Annotated in this window: 18 protein-coding genes and 1 pseudogene; 11 read left to right on the top strand and 8 right to left on the bottom strand. The window is 70.9% G+C overall.

Going from position 1 to position 18604, the window contains the following annotated elements; genetic code table 11:
- The first annotated feature begins 211 nt into the window (after positions 1 to 211).
- Positions 212 to 1978 (top strand): hypothetical protein, encoded by a 1767-nt coding sequence (locus AB0367_RS05750; RefSeq protein ID WP_366225130.1) that lies wholly within the window; start codon positions 212 to 214, stop codon positions 1976 to 1978.
- 15 nt (positions 1979 to 1993) lie between these two features.
- Positions 1994 to 2377 (top strand): death domain-containing protein, encoded by a 384-nt coding sequence (locus tag AB0367_RS05745; protein WP_366224998.1) that lies wholly within the window; start codon positions 1994 to 1996, stop codon positions 2375 to 2377.
- On the opposite strand, the gene AB0367_RS05740 is transcribed toward AB0367_RS05745, so the two are convergent.
- A complete protein-coding gene (locus AB0367_RS05740; protein WP_366224997.1) occupies positions 2370 to 2984 on the bottom strand; it encodes a hypothetical protein in 615 nt (204 codons plus the stop codon). The two genes, AB0367_RS05745 and AB0367_RS05740, sit on opposite strands and share 8 nt — an antisense overlap.
- 168 nt (positions 2985 to 3152) lie before the next feature.
- Here AB0367_RS05740 and AB0367_RS05735 point away from each other — a divergent pair, with 168 nt between their 5' ends.
- The 9 genes and pseudogenes from AB0367_RS05735 (at position 3153) to AB0367_RS05695 (ending at position 13747) form a co-directional block, all read left to right on the top strand.
- Positions 3153 to 4550, top strand: a complete 1398-nt coding sequence (locus AB0367_RS05735; protein ID WP_366224996.1) for a hypothetical protein — start codon at positions 3153 to 3155, stop codon at positions 4548 to 4550.
- Positions 4551 to 4697: 147 nt separating this feature from the next.
- Complete coding sequence (locus AB0367_RS05730; protein ID WP_366224995.1) at positions 4698 to 5576, top strand: TIGR03560 family F420-dependent LLM class oxidoreductase; 879 nt, start codon at positions 4698 to 4700, stop codon at positions 5574 to 5576.
- Positions 5577 to 5680: 104 nt separating this feature from the next.
- A complete protein-coding gene (locus AB0367_RS05725; RefSeq protein WP_366224994.1) occupies positions 5681 to 6730 on the top strand; it encodes a LacI family DNA-binding transcriptional regulator in 1050 nt (349 codons plus the stop codon).
- 209 nt (positions 6731 to 6939) lie between these two features.
- Positions 6940 to 9129 (top strand): carbohydrate-binding protein, encoded by a 2190-nt coding sequence (locus AB0367_RS05720; protein WP_366224992.1) that lies wholly within the window; start codon positions 6940 to 6942, stop codon positions 9127 to 9129.
- A 103-nt stretch (positions 9130 to 9232) separates the two neighbouring features.
- On the top strand, positions 9233 to 9862 hold the full coding sequence (locus AB0367_RS05715) for a hypothetical protein (RefSeq protein ID WP_366224991.1): 630 nt from the start codon (positions 9233 to 9235) through the stop codon (positions 9860 to 9862).
- A 289-nt stretch (positions 9863 to 10151) separates the two neighbouring features.
- The gene (locus AB0367_RS05710; protein WP_366224989.1) at positions 10152 to 10640 is read left to right on the top strand and encodes a flavin reductase family protein; all 489 of its coding nucleotides are present in this window, start codon (positions 10152 to 10154) and stop codon (positions 10638 to 10640) included.
- 63 nt (positions 10641 to 10703) lie between these two features.
- Positions 10704 to 12995, top strand: coding sequence for an excinuclease ABC subunit UvrA (locus tag AB0367_RS05705; protein WP_366224988.1), 2292 nt, complete (start codon positions 10704 to 10706; stop codon positions 12993 to 12995).
- A 139-nt stretch (positions 12996 to 13134) separates the two neighbouring features.
- Positions 13135 to 13356: pseudogene (locus AB0367_RS05700) on the top strand (aldo/keto reductase); the annotation flags it as partial.
- A gap of 109 nt (positions 13357 to 13465) precedes the next feature.
- Positions 13466 to 13747, top strand: coding sequence for an aldo/keto reductase (locus AB0367_RS05695; RefSeq protein WP_366225125.1), 282 nt, complete (start codon positions 13466 to 13468; stop codon positions 13745 to 13747).
- Here the strand turns inward: AB0367_RS05695 and AB0367_RS05690 are convergent.
- From AB0367_RS05690 to AB0367_RS05660, 7 genes are all read right to left on the bottom strand, one after another.
- Positions 13742 to 13906 carry a hypothetical protein gene (locus tag AB0367_RS05690; protein WP_366225129.1) on the bottom strand — a complete coding sequence of 55 codons (165 nt, stop codon included), beginning with the start codon at positions 13904 to 13906 and terminating at the stop codon, positions 13742 to 13744. The two genes, AB0367_RS05695 and AB0367_RS05690, sit on opposite strands and share 6 nt — an antisense overlap.
- A 40-nt stretch (positions 13907 to 13946) precedes the next feature.
- Positions 13947 to 14090, bottom strand: coding sequence for a hypothetical protein (locus AB0367_RS05685; protein ID WP_366225128.1), 144 nt, complete (start codon positions 14088 to 14090; stop codon positions 13947 to 13949).
- Complete coding sequence (locus AB0367_RS05680; RefSeq protein WP_366224987.1) at positions 14087 to 14566, bottom strand: hypothetical protein; 480 nt, start codon at positions 14564 to 14566, stop codon at positions 14087 to 14089. The genes AB0367_RS05685 and AB0367_RS05680 overlap by 4 nt, the downstream gene beginning before the upstream one ends.
- Positions 14567 to 14987: 421 nt before the next feature.
- A complete protein-coding gene (locus AB0367_RS05675; protein WP_366224986.1) occupies positions 14988 to 15332 on the bottom strand; it encodes an STAS domain-containing protein in 345 nt (114 codons plus the stop codon).
- A gap of 1 nt (position 15333) precedes the next feature.
- Positions 15334 to 17436: a SpoIIE family protein phosphatase gene (locus AB0367_RS05670; protein ID WP_366224985.1), complete on the bottom strand. Its 2103-nt coding sequence runs from the start codon at positions 17434 to 17436 to the stop codon at positions 15334 to 15336.
- Between the two features lie 2 nt (positions 17437 to 17438).
- A complete protein-coding gene (locus tag AB0367_RS05665) occupies positions 17439 to 17633 on the bottom strand; it encodes a hypothetical protein (protein WP_366224984.1) in 195 nt (64 codons plus the stop codon).
- A 109-nt stretch (positions 17634 to 17742) separates the two neighbouring features.
- Positions 17743 to 18393 (bottom strand): pentapeptide repeat-containing protein, encoded by a 651-nt coding sequence (locus AB0367_RS05660; protein WP_366224983.1) that lies wholly within the window; start codon positions 18391 to 18393, stop codon positions 17743 to 17745.
- Positions 18394 to 18604 lie beyond the last annotated feature (211 nt).

Here is an 18604-nt window from a genome sequence, read left to right as displayed (position 1 = left end):
GACGTCCATGGCATCCGAAGTGATGGACCCATAGGACGCCGTGCATCCGATCGGCCTACCGCGACTTTGGCTGTTATCACGATCCATTCCGCATCGACAGTGAAATCGGTCGATTGTAGGATGCGCTCGGCGGATTCGACGGAAATACCAGCGTGTCCCGCCCTGAGTCCCTGCGTGCCGGGTACGGACGGATCGAGACGACGGAGCCTTTGTGGATTTCACGCTCGCCACCCGCCGCCTGAGCGCGGGCACCTATCTGGACAGCGACTTCTGCCAGCGGGTGCTACTCGATGCTTATGCCGATCGTTCACGCTATGTGGCGCCGTCGTACGGCTTCGACCTGGCGCAGGTGACGTTTCACGCCCGGCGGTCATGGTGGCTCGACACGACGCAGCATGTGCTTGTTGCGAGCGTGGTCGCCGTCGGCCTGCTGCGCTCACCGCTGGCGTTGGTCGTTGCCGGCGGCGTATTGATGACCTGGCACCTCGCGCTGACGCTGGGCAGGCTTTGCGGGGGGATCGCGAGGTACTTCCGTGAAGGCCCCTCGATCGATCGGCTCTCCGACTTCCGTCTCCGTCTCCGGCTGGTCCTCGTTGAGTTCACCGTCGCCTGGTCGGTTCTCATCGTATCGGCGGTCGTTGCGTTGGGGTACGAAAGTGTGGCAAGCATTTGGGGCAACGGTCCGGTCGCGGCATCCGTGCTCGACGCGATCCGTCAGGCATCGTTCGATCTCGCCGCGGTCGCGCTCGTGGTATTCCTCATCGCGATCGTGCGTCAGCTGCTGCTCGGCCACATGCTGCAGTCGGGAGCACTGACCGATGACCATCTCAACAACCGGATGCGTTGCATCGCGGAGCAGGAGCGCAGTCGAGTCACCTACTATGCGGACTACCGGCCCTTCATCGGCAGCGGCGAGGAACTCAGCACGTGGAACCTCAACCTGCGGCTCCTCAAGAAACCGGACTCCGCCGCCGGAGACGATCCCGGCATCCCCGTGGCGAAGCGAGAGCTGGACAAGATCGAGTTTACGACGCGGAAGCTCACTCGCAAGATGAAGGAGCAGTTGCACAAGCTGCATGCCGACGACAATCCCGAGGCCGAACTGCCCGGCCTCAACATCGCCGACCGTGTGTTCGTCGTCGGGAGTGAGGCCAGGTCGGTTCCCGCCGAAGAGCAGGACGCGATCCACGTCGCACGCACGAACCCGACCGGGCCAGCCCGGCACTACCTCTCCTGCCGCGTGGAGGCGTGGGACGGCGAGGTTGTCACGAACGTCTTCGTGCATATATCGCTGCAAGGACGGGTGCTGTACGTGGAGTTCTCGGCATGGGCGCTGCTGCCGACCCGTCCGGATTTTCACATTCCGGACTCCGGCCGAGCACTGTGGCGCCATGTCCATTCGGCCGGCATCCTGAGGCGGCTTTGTTACCTACCTCAAGAGGTGCGTCGCGTTCTGCCGGGCCTCGGAACGGTGGCCGTGTTCGTCGCACGGCGGCTTCCTGCCTTTTGGCGGCACGGCCCGTCGCGGTACGCACGTGACCCGGGTACGCGCTTCAGCGTGCGGGAGGACGGGTCCGTGTCACGCTATGTAGCGCACATAGCGGCCCTGCCCGCGACCATGCTGGTCGCGCCGTCACAGCGCGACGTTCTGTTGATCGAGGAGGCCGATCCGCAAGCCGAGCGCAACGCACTGAAGGCCCTCAAGGACGCCGAACGGCTCTCCCGGCAGGCGGCCAAGGCCGTCAACTACTTCCAGGTTCGCGATGTCATTCGCCATTGGCGCATTATCGAGCGGCGCGTGCTGGCCGCGCTCCTTGACTTCCTGGAGGAGGAGGGTTTGGACACGGGCGACTACCACTCCCAGGCCTCCCAGATCATCACCACGAACTTCAACTTCTTTGCCGGGCCGGTCGACGCGCGCGGGTCGGTCTTCGGCAGCGGCACGATGGAGACGAGTAGTGGCGGTACCCGTTCCTAACCAAGGGAGGCGATTGTGCCGGACGATGTGAACCACACATCAAACTACTTCTACGGACCCGTGAACGCGGTCGGTTCGGTCTTCGGTTCCGGAAAGATCAACAACATCTCCCGACCCGCCGACGCGGGTGCCGATGACGATCCGGTTGATGGGCTGCCGATGTACTCAGGACGAACGAAACGTGAGGTATGCGGCCGGCTGGACCGTGATTGGGAGGATCTGGCCGACGAGCTGAGTATCCCGATACCGCACCAGCGCCGCTTCGCCGCCGGACGGGAGGCGGCCGACATATGGGACTGGCTGGAACAGCGCAGGCGGCTCGGCAGTCTCCGCGATGCACTACGTGGTATCGATCGACAGGATTTAGTGAATGTGCTCGATGAGGACGCCGTCACATGAGGGAGATGAGGGCGACGACGACCGAGCCGAGTACCAGCAGCACGGTGACGGCGGCCCAGCGCAGCAGTCGACCGGCACTGCGCAGCCGTACATACCGGTAGCGGTGCTGCTTAATGCCGATCCAGAGCTCGACCTGTGCCGCCCGGTAGATGTCCGCCTCCTGCTGGCTTTCGACCGTGTTCGCGAACTCCGCAAACGAGCGCAACCGCTGCACCGTGTCGGTGCCGTTGAAGATGAGGCCTGGGGGCACTTCATCCCCGACCCCGAACAGTGCACGGCTGTCGCGGCTGGTGACCAGCACGCTCGCGGACCTGATCAGCGACAGTACGACGAGTGCGGTGCTGGCGAGCAGTGCCACACCGAAGGTTGCAAACAGCCATTGCCGGTCGTGGATCGGTCCGGTAAGCACCTGCGACAGGATCACCGCGTTGGCTGCGGACAGGATTGCGGCGGCGCTCAGTATCACGGATGCCCGGTTCGCGGTCGAGGACCGCAGCCGGTCGTATCGATCGAGGTGCCAGCGCAGAAGTTCGATGTTGTTCGCTGACGTCGTGATGACGCCGTCTTCCGTTGTCGGCCCGGCAATCTTGTCGGACTCCTGGTCCATGACGTCAGTCAATGCGCCTCCCCTGTCTGACCTCAGCTTAGCGAGGCGATTCCACCAATCGAGAGCGGTTGACGAGAGGGCGAGCCGTTGACGGGTGCAACCGAGTTCGGGTCGCTCGCAGATGAGCAGCCATGGCGAGAGGCGCTACCCGACGCTGTGTTTGCGGGGTTGTCCGATTGGATCGCCGGGCAGTCGTTCAACCTCATCCATCGGCGCTGGCTGACGGACGGCCGGAGCGGCTCATACGTGGCCCTCGTGGTTGTGCATCCGCCGCGCGGAATGCTGACCGGCGCGGTGCTTAAGCTGCTACCGCCGGACCTCGCGAGACGCGAGGGCCGCGCGTCGAGCCTCGCCTGGCAGCTCAGTCCGCCTGAGTTCGCCGAGGCGCATCTCGTGCGAACGATGCCGTCGGCGCCTGTGGAGGGGCCATCGCGGTGGTGGGTGCAGTTGCAGGAGGTGGGGCAGCCCGACCGAGCGGAGAGTCAGACGCTCGCCCAGTTGCAGGGACATATGTCGTTCGGCGCCTACTGCGCCACCGTAATCGAGGCGATCGCCAAGAACTGGAATTGGGGGACGGCCGACCCCGAGCCGATGAATGTCGATGCGGGCCAGTTCCTGCGTGAGGATCTTGGGGCTCGGTTAGCCGACGTCCGAGCTTTCGCCGAGACTGCGGGTCTTGGCGACGGCTCAGTATCGGAGTTCCGGCTAGCTCATCGACGCGAGGTGCTGCCCAACCCCGTCGCGCTTCTCAACCGGGAGGCTGACCCGTCGTTACGCGTGCTGGTCTTCCTAGGCAACGGTCACGGCGATCTGCACCCAGGCAATGTGCTCGTTCCAGTCGACGCTGGAGTCGTTCGGGCCGACCTGTTCCGACTTATCGACTATGGCCGATTCTCTTCGGGTATGCCGGTGTCGCGCGACCCGGTGAAGCTCGCGCTGGCCGGCGTCGCGAGCAGGGTCGACTTCTGTGCAGATCCGGTGCTCAACGCTGTGTTCGCAGATGCGATGGTGACGCCTGCCGCGCATCCGCCACGCACGGAGTCGGCCTGGCATCACGACGTCGCTGCACGCATCCATCACGCCGCCGAGGGGTGGGCGAGGAGGCGGCATGTGGTCGCCGACTGGACCCGGCAACATCGGCTGACGCTTCTCGCGTCGGCGCTTCGCACCGTCGGGCGTGCCGAACTGAGCCATGCCGAGCGGCTCTGGCACCTGGAGGTGGCGGCGCTCGCGCTGCGTGAGCTCAAGGCGGATCGCCCGGCCGCCATCGGTACGCGATTGGCGACCAACGCGCCGACGGAGGCGTCAGCGTCCGAACGGCCGCGGTCATATCTGCCGGCCGTGAAGCGAGCTTTCTGCCGGCGACTTGGTGACAGCTGGGCGGAGCTTGCGGACGAACTCGGCGTACCGGCGCATCAGCAAGCCCGGTTCCAGCGAGGAGGCGAGGCTAGGGCCGTCTGGGAGTGGGCCGAGGTCAGGGAAAGACTGTCGGAGCTGCCTGATCTGCTGCGGATCATCGACCGTGAGGACCTTACACAGATGTTCGGGGCGGACGCCGGCCGTTGATGCCGGCGGGCATCCGCTCCTTATCCGTGGTACGGATCATCAGACGCGGGTGAACTCGGCAGTGAGGGTTCTTGTCCCCAGACGTTCGTCTGACCCGCGCGGCGGGGTGATCGACGCCTGGCCTCGCGGTCGCGGTATAGAGGAGGCATGCGACTTTCGATCTGGCCCGGTGCCGGGCAGCGGTACGACGAGATTCTGCAGGTGGCCCGGCACGCGGAGGCGACCGGGTGGGACGGCGTCTACGTCGCCGACCACTTCATGCCCAACGCCGCACCCGGCCGCGACTCCATGGCCCCGATGCTGGAGTGCGGGACACTGCTCGCCGCGCTCGGCGCCGCGGTGCCCCGGGTCCGGCTCGGCAGCCTGGTGTACGGCAACACCTACCGCCACCCGGCCGTGCTCGCGAACATGGCCGCGACCGCCGACCACGTGACCGGCGGCCGGTTCACCCTCGGCATGGGGGCGGGCTGGCAGGTCAACGAGCACGAGCAGTACGGCATCGAACTGCCCCCGGTGAAGCAACGGCTGGACCGGTTCGTCGAGGCGCTGGAGGTGCTGCACGGCCTGTTGCGCCGGCCGCGGACGACCTTCGAGGGCGAGTACTACCGGCTCACCGACGCGGTCTGTGAGCCCAAGCCGGTCCAGGACCCGCTGCCGATCCTCATCGGCGGCAAGGGCGAGCAGCGGATGCTGGGCATCGTCGCGCGGTACGCCGATGTCTGGAACACCTGGGGCCTGCCGGGCGTCATCGCGCACAAGTCCGCGGTCCTCGACGAATTCTGCGCCGCGCAGGGGCGCGACGCGAAGGCGATCGCCCGCACGGCCCAGGCCCTCGTCGTGGTCGACGGCCCGCTGCCGGAGGCGCCGTTCCCGGTCATCGGCGGCTCGCCGCAGGCGCTGGCCGACACGATCGCCGAGTATCGCGGGATCGGCCTCGACGAGCTCATCGTCCCCGACGGCCTGCTCGGCAAGGACGCCGACCGGCTCAAGGCGATGGACACGATCCTGTCGCTCGCCCGCGGCTGAAGCGCGGCACGCGGTAGTACGGCAGGTCGTTGAACAGGCGCCCTGCTGTACTGCCAGCAACGGCGCACCGGTTCGATGCGGCACGCGGGCTACGCTGTTCGGCGATGAAACAGGGCAGTGAAACAACGCAGGAAGGTCGCGTCACGATCCGGGACGTCGCCGCACAGACCGGCCTGTCGATCGCGACCGTGTCGCGGGTCCTCAACGGGCGGGCCAACGTCGCACCGGAGACCCGCGACCGCGTCCTGCAGGCGATGGGCGGCCTGGGGCGGCGCGCGCCGCGACGGCGGGGCGCCGGCGTGCCGAAGGCCGACAACGGGGTCTACGTGCGCTGCCCGTACGTACTGAGCGACTACTTCGGCCTCATCGTCTCGGCGATCACCGAGGCGCTCGACGTGCACGGCATGCACGCGGTCGTCGACGCCGGGGAGTCCGCCTGGGGACGCACCGGGGTGCTACCCACCCTGACGGCCTGGCCGCAGGTCACCGGCGCGATCCTGATCCTGCCCCCGGAGCCGGAGGAGGAGCTGGAGCGGCTGCGCGACCAGGGGTTCCCGTTCGTCGTGGTCGACCCGCGCACCGCGCCGCCGCGCAACATCGCCGCGGTGTCGGCGGCCAACTTCGCCGGTGCCCGGCGGCTGATGACGCACCTGGTCGAGCTCGGGCACCGCCGCGTCGGCGTGCTCGGCGGCCCGATGGACTGGATGGCGATGAGCGACCGCCTGGCCGGCTACACCGCCCCGCTGGTCGGCGTCGGCGTCTACCCGGCGCCCGAGCTGGTGCGCACGGTGTCCGACCCGACCGTGGAGGCCGGCCGGGCCGCCGCCGCCGAGCTGCTGGACCGGCCGGAGCGCCCCACGGCGCTGGTCGCCTTCAACGACAAGATGGCCGTCGGCGCGCTGCAGGCCGCGGTCGAGCGCGGGATCCGGGTGCCGCACGAGCTGTCGGTGGCCGGATTCGACGACATCGACGTCAGTCGCACCACCCACCCGGCCCTGACCACGGTCCGCCAGCCGCTGGGGGAGATGGGGCGGATGGCGGTGAGCCTGCTCGGCCGGATGGTGACCGGCCATGAGCTCGACGCGCTGCACGTCGAGCTGGCCACGGACCTGGTCGTGCGCGGCTCTACGGGACCGGCGCCGATCGTTGGTTGACGCGTGTTTCATAAACACTTTGACCAAGACTCGAAGAAAGTTCCAGTGATTCATTGACATGCTCCTGTCGCGGCGTGTTTTCTAGCGGTACCCCCACCACCCCGCCAGTGGACTCGGACAGGACCGCATACCGGCAACCGGACGTGTCCGGCGCTTCACCCTGCCCGCGATGACGCATGACGGTCCACTGTGGAACGAAAGGAGACACGGTGCGGAGATCCGTCATCGTCACGTCGACGGCCATGCTCGCGCTCTTCGGCGCTGGCGCCCCCGCGACGGCGGCGCCCCCACCTCGCGGTGAAGTGGTGACCGGCACCTACTCGACCGGCGCCGCGCACGCCTGGCAGTCGCTGCCGACGGTCCGGGTCGGGGAGGGGGCGGCCACCGCGGCCGACGTCACGGTCGTGGTCGATCCGAGCCGGATCAGGCAGCGGTATTCCGGGATCGGCTTCTCGCTGGACGAGACGAGCGTGTCGAACCTGTGGAAGCTGACGCCGCGGCAGCGCGAGGACGCCGTCCGGCTCCTCGTCGACCCCCGCACCGGGGCCGGGCTGGACCGCTTCCGGCTCACCATCGGCAGCCCGGACCTCATCGAGCACCTGCCGTTCTGGTCCGAGGACGATCTGCCGCCCGGCGTCACCGAGGACTTCGGCCTGAAGTACTTCTCCATCAAGCGCGACGTCGACCTGCACATCATCGACACCATCAAGCTGATCCAGAAGTACAACCCCCGGGCCACGTTCTTCGCCTCGGCCTGGAGCGCCCCGGCGTGGATGAAGACGAACAACAAGTTCCTCGGCGAGGTCGCCCTCAAGCCGGGCAGCACCACCGACCACTACCAGGCCGGCAAGCTGCGCGACGACTGCATCGACGTCTTCGCCCGCTACTACGCGAAGTTCGTCGAGGCCTACGCGCGCCACGGCATCCGCGTCGACGCGCTGACCCTGCTCAACGAGCCAGGCATGGACGTGGTCTACCCGGCCATGGACATCAGCGTCGAGCAGCAGCAGAAGCTCGCGGTCGCGATCAAGCGCTACCTGCCGCGGGACGTGCAGCTCTATGTCCACGACTTCAACTTCTGGGACTGGCGCGACCCGAACAGCACCCAGACCAAGAACTACTACCGCATCCTGAACGACCCGGCGGCGCGGCGGGCCACGGACGCGATCGCGTTCCACCCCTACTGGGGCGACCCCACGGTGATGCGCGACGCCTTCGAGCAGACCGGCAAGCCGGTGCACATGACCGAGACCAGCGACCTGTCGCCGGCCACGATCCTGAGCTACTTCCGGCTCGACGCCTCCTCCTACGTGCTGTGGGCGCAGGCGACGGACCAGGACGGTGGCACCCTGCACTGGACGCCGCTGCGGGACAACAACGTCGACTGGGACCAGGTCGCGGCCACCACGAAGTGGCCCGACCGGCTGGTGAAGGTCGACACCACCGCCCGCACGTACACGGTGCGCGACGAGCTCTACGCCATGGGACAGTTCGCGAAGTACCTCGGGCCGCAGCACACCCGGGTCGAGTCCAGCGCCGCGTCCGGCGGGGTGAGCAACGTCGTGTACCGCGACGGTGAGGACTTCGTCGCGGTCGTCGGCAACGCCAACGCCACCGCCCGCACGGTGCGGGTCGTGCTCGCCGGGCAGCAGTTCGTCGAGACCGTCCCGGCCGGGGCGTACGCGACGTTGCGCTGGCACGCCAAGCTTCCCCGCCCGCACGGCAACCACGCGCCGGTGCTCGCCGCGGCGCCGGACGTGATCGCCGACCAGTACACGACCACCACGTTCCGCCTGCGGGCCACCGACCGCGACCGCGACGCGCTCGCGTTCTACGCCGTCGACCTGCCCGACGGGGTCACCGTCGACGCCGCGACCGGCCAGGTCAGCCTGCACCCGACGACCGCCGGCAACCTGGAGCTGAAGTTCCGGGTGACCGACGGCGCGGCGAGCGACGAGGTCGCCGTGCACGTCACGATCCGCCCGCACGGCGCGCCGATCGGCGAGAAGGTCGAGGCCGAGGCTTACGTGGCCGAGCACGGCTGGGCCGACGGCGGTGCGAACTTCATCGAGAACAACCCGGCGGCCAGCGGCGGCAAGAACGTGGGCTGGACCGCGCCGGGCAACTGGCTGCAGTACCGCCTTGACGTCGCCCAGCCGGGCACCTACGACCTGGAGCTGCGGGTCGCCAACGGTAGCGGCGCCACCGCGGCGAACGCGGTCACCTTCCGCGACGCGGGCAACCAGGTCCTCGCCACGGTGTCGGTCCCCGACACCGGCGGCTGGGGCGCCTACCGGTCGGTGCACGCCACGGTGACGCTGCCGGCCGGCGACCAGCTCGTCACGTTGTACTGCGAGGCGGGCGGCTTCAACGTGGACTACTTCCGACTGTCCGCGTGATCGCTCGGTCGCCGTGATTCGGGTCGTCGGCTGCGGGACAGCGGCCGGCGACCCGATCTTGTACCGTCTCACGTCGCAGAACGACCCAAGGGGAGGAACGGGCGTGAATCTCGACGGTACGGGCGGCAACGTGCTGCTCGTGTTCTACATCATCGGCGGGCTGGCCACGATCGGTAGTGGCCTGCTGCCGGGCAGCAAGATCGGCTGGCGGATATTGAGCGTCGTGGCCGGCCTGGCCATGGCGATCTGGGCCGGCTGGGTCCTGCTCTTCGGCGGCTGGATCATCATCAGCCTCAAGATCCTGATCATGCCGGTGCTGCTGGTGATCCGGGGCGTGCGGGCCGCGCTGAAGCGGCGCCAAGAGTCCACGCAGCCGCAGTTCCAGGCCGCTGCCGGACCTCAGCCGGGCCAGGCCCCGTACGCGCCGCCCGCGCAGGGTGGCTACCCGGCGCCGCCGATTCCGGGCGGTTACCCGCCCCCGCCCGCGCCGGATGGCTACCCGGCCCCGCCGGTTCAGGGTGGTTACCCGGCGCCGCCAGTTCCGGGCGGTTACCCGGCTCCGCCCGTACCCGGGGGCTACGCGGCCCCGCCGGTCCAGGCCGGTTACCCGGCCCAGCCTGTGCCGGAGGGCTACGCGGCCCCGCCGGTTCAGGGTGGTTATCCGGCTCCGCCCGTGCAAGGTGGCTACCCGGCGCCGCCAGCGCCGCCCGCGTTCCAGCCGCCGACGGCGTAACGGCTCAGGGCGCGCGCGGGGCACGGACGGTGGCGTCCAGCCTGGGGCGGACCCGGCGGGCGTCGCGCTCGCAGACCGTGGCACGGTCCCGCCGCCGAGGCCAAGGGACTCGGCGTGGCGATGGGTCGTTGTCGAAGCGGTGCGGTCCGCGGGTCGATCCCGCGGACCGCGCCGGATGAGGCCTGCCGGCACCCGTGACCTCTGGCACCCGCTCGTCCGCTGTGGGGTTGACCTCGACCGGATTTGTAGGGTTGACCTCGACCGGGGTTGAGGTTCTACCGTCGTAACGGTGAGTGCCGGAATTGACACCAGCGTGGTGGAACTGTTCAAGGCGGCCTTCCGCGGATATCCGACGGGCGTGGCCGTCATCTCCGTCATGGGCCCCGACGGCCCGGCCGGGCTGACCGCCTCCAGCGTCGCGTCGGTGTCGCTCGCGCCGGCGGCCCTGTCGTTCTCCGTCATGGACTCGCCGTCGGCCATGGTGATCACCGCCGCCGACCGCCTGGTCGTGAACCTGCTCGGGGCGGCACACGCCGGCCTCGCGCACGACTTCGCGCGCCCGGGCGGCCCGCGCTTCACCGAAGATCAGGGATGGGACAGCCTGCCCACCGGAGAGCCGGTGCTGCGCGGCGCGCAGGCAGCGCTGCGCTGTGTGCCGCTGCACCGGCTGCCGGTCGGTTCGTCGACCGTCGTCGTCGCCGAGGTCGTCGGCGTCGTGCTCGGGCCGGCCGCGGACCGCCTGATCTACCACGAGCGCCGGTTCATCGCCGGGGGATAGGTGGCCTTTGTGACCACGGCTGTCGGGCATCCGCGCGGGTCGCTGCCCGGTTAGGGTGGCTCGATGCATGTCGCCGACAGTCACGATCTGATCCAGGTCCATGGTGCCCGTGAGAACAACCTGAAGAACGTGAGCGTCGAGATCCCGAAGCGCCGGTTGACCGTGTTCACCGGGGTGTCGGGGTCCGGTAAGAGCTCTCTCGTGTTCGGCACGATCGCCGCCGAGTCGCAGCGGCTCATCAACGAGACCTACAGCGCGTTCGTGCAGGGCTTCATGCCGAGCCTGGCCCGTCCCGACGTCGATCTGCTCGAGGGGCTGACCACGGCGATCATCGTCGACCAGGAGCGGATGGGTGCCAACTCCCGGTCCACCGTGGGCACCGCCACCGACGCCAGCGCGATGTTGCGGATCGTGTTCAGCCGGTTGGGCGAGCCGAGCGCGGGGCCGGCGTTCCACTACAGCTTCAACGTGCCGGCCGGCGCGTGCCCCCGCTGCGAGGGCATGGGCACCGTGACCGACATCGACCTCGACGAGCTGTTCGATCGTGACCGGTCGCTCGCGGAGGGCGCCATCACGATCCCCGGCTACAACGTCGACGGGTGGCAGGTCCGGATCTTCGCCGCGTCCGGGTTCGTCGACCCGGACAAGCGGATCCGCGACTACGACGAGCGGGAGCTGCACGACTTCCTCTACAAGGAGCCGGTCAAGGTCAAGATCGAAAAGATCAACATGACCTACGAGGGGCTCGTCCCCCGCGTGCAGAAGGCGTTTCTGCAGAAGGACAAGGAGGCGCTCCAGCCGCACATCCGGGCCTTTGTCGAGCGCGCCGTCACGTTCGCCGCGTGCCCGCAGTGTGGCGGCACCCGACTCAACCAGGCCGCGCTCGCCTCGCGCATCAACGGCATCAACATCGCGGATGCCTGCGCGATGCAGATCAGCGACCTCGCCGCCTGGGTGCGCGGCATCGACGACCGCTCGGTCTCGCCGCTGCTGGCGACGCTTCAGCGGACCCTCGACTCGTTCGTCGAGATCGGACTCGGTTACCTCAGCCTCGACCGGCCGTCCGGCACGCTGTCCGGCGGCGAGGCGCAGCGCACCAAGATGATCCGGCACCTCGGATCGAGCCTGACCGACGTGTCCTACATCTTCGACGAGCCCACGGTGGGGCTGCACCCGCACGACATTCAGCGGATGAACGGCCTGCTGCTGCGGCTGCGCGACAAGGGCAACACCGTGCTGGTGGTCGAGCACAAGCCGGAGACGATCGCGATCGCCGACCACGTGGTCGACCTCGGACCGGGCGCGGGCGGCACGGGCGGAACGGTGTGCTTCGAGGGCACCGTCGACGGACTGCGCGGGAGCGGCACCCTGACCGGTCGCCACCTCGACTACCGAGCCCGGCTCAAGCCGCAGACCCGGACGCCCGCGGGCGCGCTCGCGATCCGCGGCGCGACGCGGCACAACCTTCGCGACGTGAGCGTCGACGTCCCGCTCGGGGTGCTGTGCGTCGTCACCGGCGTCGCCGGGTCGGGCAAGAGCTCGCTCATCCACGGCTCGATCCCGAAGGGCGCGGGCGTCGTCTCGGTGGACCAGGGCGCCATCCGGGGTTCCCGGCGCAGCAACCCCGCCACCTATACGGGCCTGCTCGACCCGATCCGGACGGCCTTCGCGAAGGCCAACGGCGTCAAGCCGGCACTGTTCAGCGCCAACTCGGCCGGCGCGTGCCCCAACTGCAACGGCAACGGCGTCATCTACACCGACCTGGCGATGATGGCCGGGGTCGCGACGGTGTGCGAGGAGTGCGAGGGCAAGCGGTTCCAGGCCGCAGTGCTCGAGTACAAGCTCGGCGGCCGGGACATCAGCGAGGTGCTCGCCATGCCGGTCACCGAGGCCAAGGAGTTCTTCGGCGCGGGGCAGGCGAAGAACGCGGCCGCGCACGCCATCCTGGCCCGGCTGGCCGACGTCGGTCTGGGCTACCTGAGCCTCGGCCAGCCGCTCACCACCCTGTCCGGCGGCGAGCGGCAACGGCTGAAGCTGGCCATCCACATGGCGGAGAAGGGCGGTATCTACGTGCTCGACGAGCCGACCACCGGCCTGCACCTGGCCGACGTCGAGCAACTGCTCGCGCTGCTCGACCGGCTGGTCGACGCCGGCAAGTCGGTGATCGTGATCGAGCACCACCTGGCGGTCATGGCGTCCGCCGACTGGATCATCGACATCGGCCCGGGCGCCGGCCACGACGGCGGGACGATCGTGTTTGAAGGAACGCCCGCGGACCTGGTCGCGACCCGCCGGACCCTCACCGGCCAGCACCTCGCCGAATACGTCGGAGCGGGCGCCCCGGCCGCGAAGTAGCTGCGCATCGTCGCCCTGGCCGGCGCCGTTTACCGACCGGCGCCGGTGGTAGTCGCATGCCCGTGACGACCATGACGATGCGGACGGTCGAGCTGCCGTCCGGCGAGCGGATCCCGGTGCTCGGGCAGGGCACCTGGGCATGGGGGAGGACCCGCAGCACCGCGAACTGGAGATCGCGGCGCTGCGGGAGGGCCTCGACCTGGAGATGACGCTGATCGACACGGCCGAGATGTACGCCGACGGCGGCGCCGAGCAACTGGTCGGCGACGCGATCCACGGCCGCCGCGAGGAGGTCTTCCTCGTGACGAAAGTGCTGCCGAACCACGCCGACCAGGCCGGGATGCCGCGGGCGTGCGAGGACAGCCTGCGGCGGCTGGGCACCGACCACATCGACCTGTACCTGCTGCACTGGCCGAGCCCGGTGCCGGCGGAGGCGACCGTGGAGGGGTTCCGGATGCGAGCGCTACGGCATTCCGATCATCGCGTACTCCCCGTTCGACCACGACGGCGCGGTGCTGCGCCATCCGGTCGTGGAGGTGATCGCCCGCCGCCACGCCGCCACGCCGGCGCAGGTGGCCCTGGCGTGGGTGCTGCGCCTGGACGGCGTCTGCGCCCTGCCGAAGGCCGCCGACCTGCGGCACACCAGGGAGAACCGGGCCGCGCTCGGCCTGCGGCTGACGCTGGAGGACTTCGCCGAGCTCGACCACGCGTTCCCGCCGCCGAGCGGGCTCCGCCCGCTCGAGATGTTATAGCCCGTCGGCCGTCGCCGCGGCGATGCGGCGGACCACCGTCTCGGGCAGCGGTAGCGCGGCCAGCGCCGTGCCGAGGACGGTCACACCCAGCGCGATGCCCCACGCCACGGGTCCGAGCGGGCGGCTGCCGAACAGCCCGCTCAGCCCCGAGGTCTGCACAACCCCGACCGGTCCGCGCGGTCGTCCGGAATCGCCCCGGTCATCTGGCGGCGGCGACGGTCAGGCGGCGCTCGCGGCCGGCGGTCGCGTCGCGTCCATGACCGGTGGTCGCGCTGCGCTCGCCCCCGGTGGTCGTGTCGTGTCGGCGCCCGGCGGTCGCGCGGCGCACGTTTCCGGCGCTCACGCGGCGCTCGCGGCCGGAGATCCGCTGGTGTGCCGGCGCCCGGCGATCCACAGGCCCACGGCGAGGGCGCCGGCGACCGGCCACTCGATGACGCCCAGCGCCGCGAGGGCGCCGACACCGCCGTAGTACAGCATCCGCGAGGGCGGTGGCAGCGTCGACGCGACCGCCTTGAGCACCCAGCGCGCCTCCGCGATGAGCGGGCGCGCCGACGGCATGGGCAGGTGGACGACCGGCACCCGTATGTGCGCGAGCGGCAGCTCCCCCCAGCGGACCCCGCCGTGGCCGTCGTGCCGTTCCTCTTCCGGGCTGGCCGCGCGGCCGGCCGGGGCCGCGGCTCGCCGCTCGCCGCCGCGGCCGGTCTCGGGCTTGGCGGTGCGGGTCGTGGTCGCGCGCCCGCCGGCCGTCGCGCGGGCGGTTCCGCCGCCGCGGGACCGCGAGCCAGCGCCGGCTCCCGGCTTCGTCTTGGCCTCGGCCATCGTGACACCTCCGCACCTGGCACGGGCCGGGTTTTCCGCCCGGCGCAAATCGTCGGCCTACCCCGGCTCGACCCGGTCAACCACGGGCACCCGATCGGCCGGGGGTGTTCGGAGGGGCGAACGCTTTGCGCCGGGCGCGGTTCTCCGGCCCGTCGTAGGGTGCCCTGCCGGGCGGCGGCGTCCGGCCGGGGCACGTTTCAGGCCGGACGAGGGCACCCGGCCGGCTGTGCGCACCTCGGCCCAGTGGACGCCCTCCACCCGGCGTAGCGCCGCCTACAGCCGCCAGGCGAATGGACGGCGACGGGCGTTCGTGCGCTTCTACACCGACCTCTCCAACGACTCCCCGGACGCGCCGCTGCCGGGGCCGGTCGCCGCCGCGGAGCCACCCGGCCCTGCCCCGCTGCGGCGAGGCCCGGGATGCCTACGCCATCTCCGCCAGCGCGGTCTCGACGTCCTCGGTGAGCAGGTCCGGCAGGAAGCCGATGAGCTCCAGCGTGAATCGCACCATGCCGGCGGCCGGCGCGGCGACCCGCACCGGCGCGCCGCGGTCGCTGAACGCGGTCACCATCCGGTCCAGGCACAGCAGGCCCGCGCTGTCCAGGAACGTCGTCTCGGTGAGGTCGATGACGACGCCGGTGGACGCGCGCACGCTGACGAGGACGTCGCGCTCGACCAGCGGCGCGCTGGCGTGGTCGATCTCGCCAAGGAGGCGCACCACCTCGCAGCCGTTCGCGGTGGACACCCGGACCTGACGCTTCTCGTTCATTTCAACGCCTCCCGACGCCGGTGCGCCGGCGCATCAGGACCGTGGTGCCCGTACCGCGGTCGATCACGAGCTCGTCCACGAAGCGCCCGATCAGCGCCAGGCCCCGCCCGCGCTGCAGCGCCGCGCGCGGTGGCCGCCACTTCCCGCTGTCGCTGACCCGCACCGCGACGCTCTCGCCGTCGACCTGCGCCAGCACGCCCACCACCCGGCCCTCATCGAACTCGTAGCCGTGCTCGATGGCGTTGGCCACCGCCTCGGCGGTTACCAGCACGACGCCGAACCGGTCGTATTCGCCGACGCCCCGCCCGTCCAGCCATGCGTCCAGCGCGGCGCGCAGCCCGGCCAGCGCCGACATCCGCGCCGGGACGTCGGCGCGAAACGGCGCGGCGTCGGTGTAGTCCAGCGCGAGCAGGCACATGTCGTCGTGGCCGCCGCCGCTGGGCAGCATCGCGTCGCTGAGCCGCTCGGCCAGGGCCGGCAGCGGGGTCCGCCGGTGCTCGGCCGCGAGCGCCGCCAGCCGGTCGAGGCCGTCGCGGAACCGCTCGCCGCGGCGCTCGACGAGCCCGTCGGTGTACAGCATCAGGCGGGACCCGTGCGGCACCCGCACCGACGCCTCGCTGCGCGCCCGTCCGGCCGCGGTGGCGCCGAGCGGGCCGGAGCGCGCCTCCCACAGGTAGCTCGGCACCCCGCCCGGCTCGACCAGCAGCGGCGGCGGGTGGCCGGCGCAGGCGTAGCGGAGCACACCGGTGTCCAGGGACAGCACGGCGTAGGCGAGCGTGGTCATGCGCCCGGCCGCGAACGAGGCGACGAAGTCGTCCATGTGCCGGAGCAGCTCGGCCGGTCCGTCGTGCGCGGTGGCCAGCGCCCGCACGGCGCTGCGCAGTTGGCCCATCGCGCTGGCCGCGCGCAGGCCCCGGCCCACCACGTCGCCGACGACGATGCCGACGCTCTCCGCCGAGGTCGCGAAGACGTCGTACCAGTCGCCGCCGACCTCCAGCGAGTGCACGGCCGGTCGGTAGGCGGTCACCACGTGGTACCGCGGATCCGCCGGCCACTCGCCGGCGAGGAGGCTGCGCTGGAGGGTGTGCGCGACCTCGCGGTCGCGCTCGCCGAGCCGGGCGTTGTCCAGCGACAGCCCGGCCCGGTCGGCGAGGTCGGCGAGGAACTCGGGGCCGGCGCGGTCGGCGGCGGCCGTGTCGGCGGCGACGAGCAGCAGTGTGCCGAGCACGGCGTCGCGGGCCCGCAGCGGCAGCACCGTGGCGTGGCGGCCGTCGGCGGCCAGCAGCGCTGCCGCGGCCACCGTCCCGCTGCCGCGCCCCGCCGCGTGGACGGCGGCCAGCACGTCGTGCGGGATCGTCCAGCCGCCGGGGTGCGGTCCGTCACTGGGCGCGGTGGCCCGCCAGCCGGGCTCCCCGGCGAGGTCGAGGTCGATCTGGGCGTACTCGGCGATGTCCGGGACGAGCAGCTCGACCAGCCGGCGCGCGCGGTCGGTGAAGCCGACCGTTTCGTCCAGATCGCGGCTCAGCCGGGCCAGAATCCCGGACAGCAGGGCCTGCCGGGTCGTCTCCTCCAGCAGTCGGACCCGGTCCAGGGCCTGCCCCGCCTGCCGGCCGAAGGTGCGCATCAGCTCGATCTCGTCGTCGTCGAGCGCGAACCCGGGCGACAGCGCGAAGGCCATCACCCCGAGCACCCGCCGGCCGGCCAGCAGCGGCGTGACGACCCGCGGGCCGCCGCCGGCGTCGCCGTCGACCCGGACGATGTCGAGCCGCGCTGCGGCGCGCGCCTCCGGCCCGGGGTCGTCGAGCGAGATGAGCGCGTCCTGCGTGCCCTCCGCCGGGTGCGCGTCGCGGTGGCCGAGCGGGCGCAGCGCCGCCTCCCGCGCATCGAGCAGCCACACCCGGGTCTCCGTCGCCGTGAACGCCGCGCCGCCGAGCCGCATGATCGGGTCGTGGATCTGCTCAGCGCGCTCGATCGCGGCGCAGCACACGACCATCTCCTGCAGCAGCCGGATCCGCGTCGCGTTGCGCTCGGCGAGCAGCTCCCGCTCGTAGGTGCGCAGGGCCGCCGCGTCGAACACCGTCGTGTCGGGCGGCGGCTCGGGCACGGTCAGCCCTCCCACAGGTGGGCGCTGATCGCGTCGAACGCCTCGTCCGGGGTGCTGAGGCTGGGGCAGCGGCCGGTCGCGCCGAGCGGCAGTGGCGAGCTGCCGCGGATGTGCCCGGCGAACCCGTGGGCGAAGGCCATGGCGACGGCGGCCCCCGGACCCGGCGGCCGGACGTTGTCGCGTCGCACAACCCTCACGGACCGTGACGCTACCCGTGCCGGGCGCGCATCGTAAAGCCGGCATGCCCGGCCGGGTCCGCACGGCGGTCGCCGTCCCCTTGACCATCCACAAGGGACAGCGCGGTGCTCAGTGCGGCCTGAGGTGCCCGTCGCACGAGCCGTCGGTCGACTTCACGCCGTCCGGGCACACGACGTTGACCCACGAGGTGCCGGAGAGGTCGGCGTCGTCGAGCCGCGCGCCGCGCAGGTTGGAGTCGGTGAGCGTGGCGTTGGTAAGGTCGGCGCCGCGCACGTCGGCGTCCTTGAGGTCGGCCCGCACGAACGAGACCCCGTGCAGGTTGGCGTCGCGCAGCCGGGCGTGCTCCAGGCCGACGTCGGTCAGGGTGCTCTCGCGCAGGTCGGCACCGCCGAGGTCGGCACGGACCAGCTTCACGCCGGTGAACTCCGCCGAGCGGGCCACCGCCAGGGTGAGGTCGGCGGCGGTCAGGTCGACGTCGGTCATGGCGGCGTCACGCAGCGTCGCCCGGTGCAGGTTGGACCCGCTGAGATTGGCCGCGCCCACCGGCCCGTCCACCGTGGACCGTTCGAGGTTGGTGCAGCGCATCGGCCGCCCGTCGAGGTCCAGTGCGGTGACCGTCCGCCCGTTGAGATCGGCGGCCCCGGCGGCGGCGCAGCGGCGGCCGTGGTCGGCGCCGTCGCCGCGGTGCCACGACAGCACCGCCGCCACGATGGCCAGCGTGACGAGGTAGATCGCGCCGACGGTCCGGGGTGCCGGCATGCCTCCATGATGCTCGTCCCCCCGGTGTCCGTCGGATGATGCGGCGGGGGAGGGTGACGCTGGGGCGCCGCGGGTCGCCGTCGGACCGGCGAGTGCTGTCCGGTTTGTACCCCGTTCCCGAACCTGAGAGGAACTGTGGCACAACGACCTGCGCGGCCGGAGAATCGCGATCCGGCCCCGACGGGACCGAGGGCGGCCGGCTGGCCCGGTA

This window comes from Dactylosporangium sp. NPDC051484 (assembly GCF_040689395.1).
GTDB lineage: Bacteria > Actinomycetota > Actinomycetes > Mycobacteriales > Micromonosporaceae > Dactylosporangium.
The sequence above is the reverse complement of the archived record's forward strand: the minus strand, read 5'-3'. Positions and strand labels throughout refer to the sequence as shown.

What these genes read in the sequence shown, in the direction of transcription:
- AB0367_RS05740 (WP_366224997.1), bottom strand. Translation starts at nt 2,984, where the DNA reads ATGGACCAGGAGTCCGACAAGATTGCCGGGCCGACAACGGAAGACGGC.
- AB0367_RS05730 (WP_366224995.1), top strand. Translation starts at nt 4,698, where the DNA reads ATGCGACTTTCGATCTGGCCCGGTGCCGGGCAGCGGTACGACGAGATT.
- AB0367_RS05725 (WP_366224994.1), top strand. Translation starts at nt 5,681, where the DNA reads ATGAAACAGGGCAGTGAAACAACGCAGGAAGGTCGCGTCACGATCCGG.
- AB0367_RS05705 (WP_366224988.1), top strand. Translation starts at nt 10,704, where the DNA reads ATGCATGTCGCCGACAGTCACGATCTGATCCAGGTCCATGGTGCCCGT.
- AB0367_RS05680 (WP_366224987.1), bottom strand. Translation starts at nt 14,566, where the DNA reads ATGGCCGAGGCCAAGACGAAGCCGGGAGCCGGCGCTGGCTCGCGGTCC.
- AB0367_RS05675 (WP_366224986.1), bottom strand. Translation starts at nt 15,332, where the DNA reads ATGAACGAGAAGCGTCAGGTCCGGGTGTCCACCGCGAACGGCTGCGAG.
- AB0367_RS05660 (WP_366224983.1), bottom strand. Translation starts at nt 18,393, where the DNA reads ATGCCGGCACCCCGGACCGTCGGCGCGATCTACCTCGTCACGCTGGCC.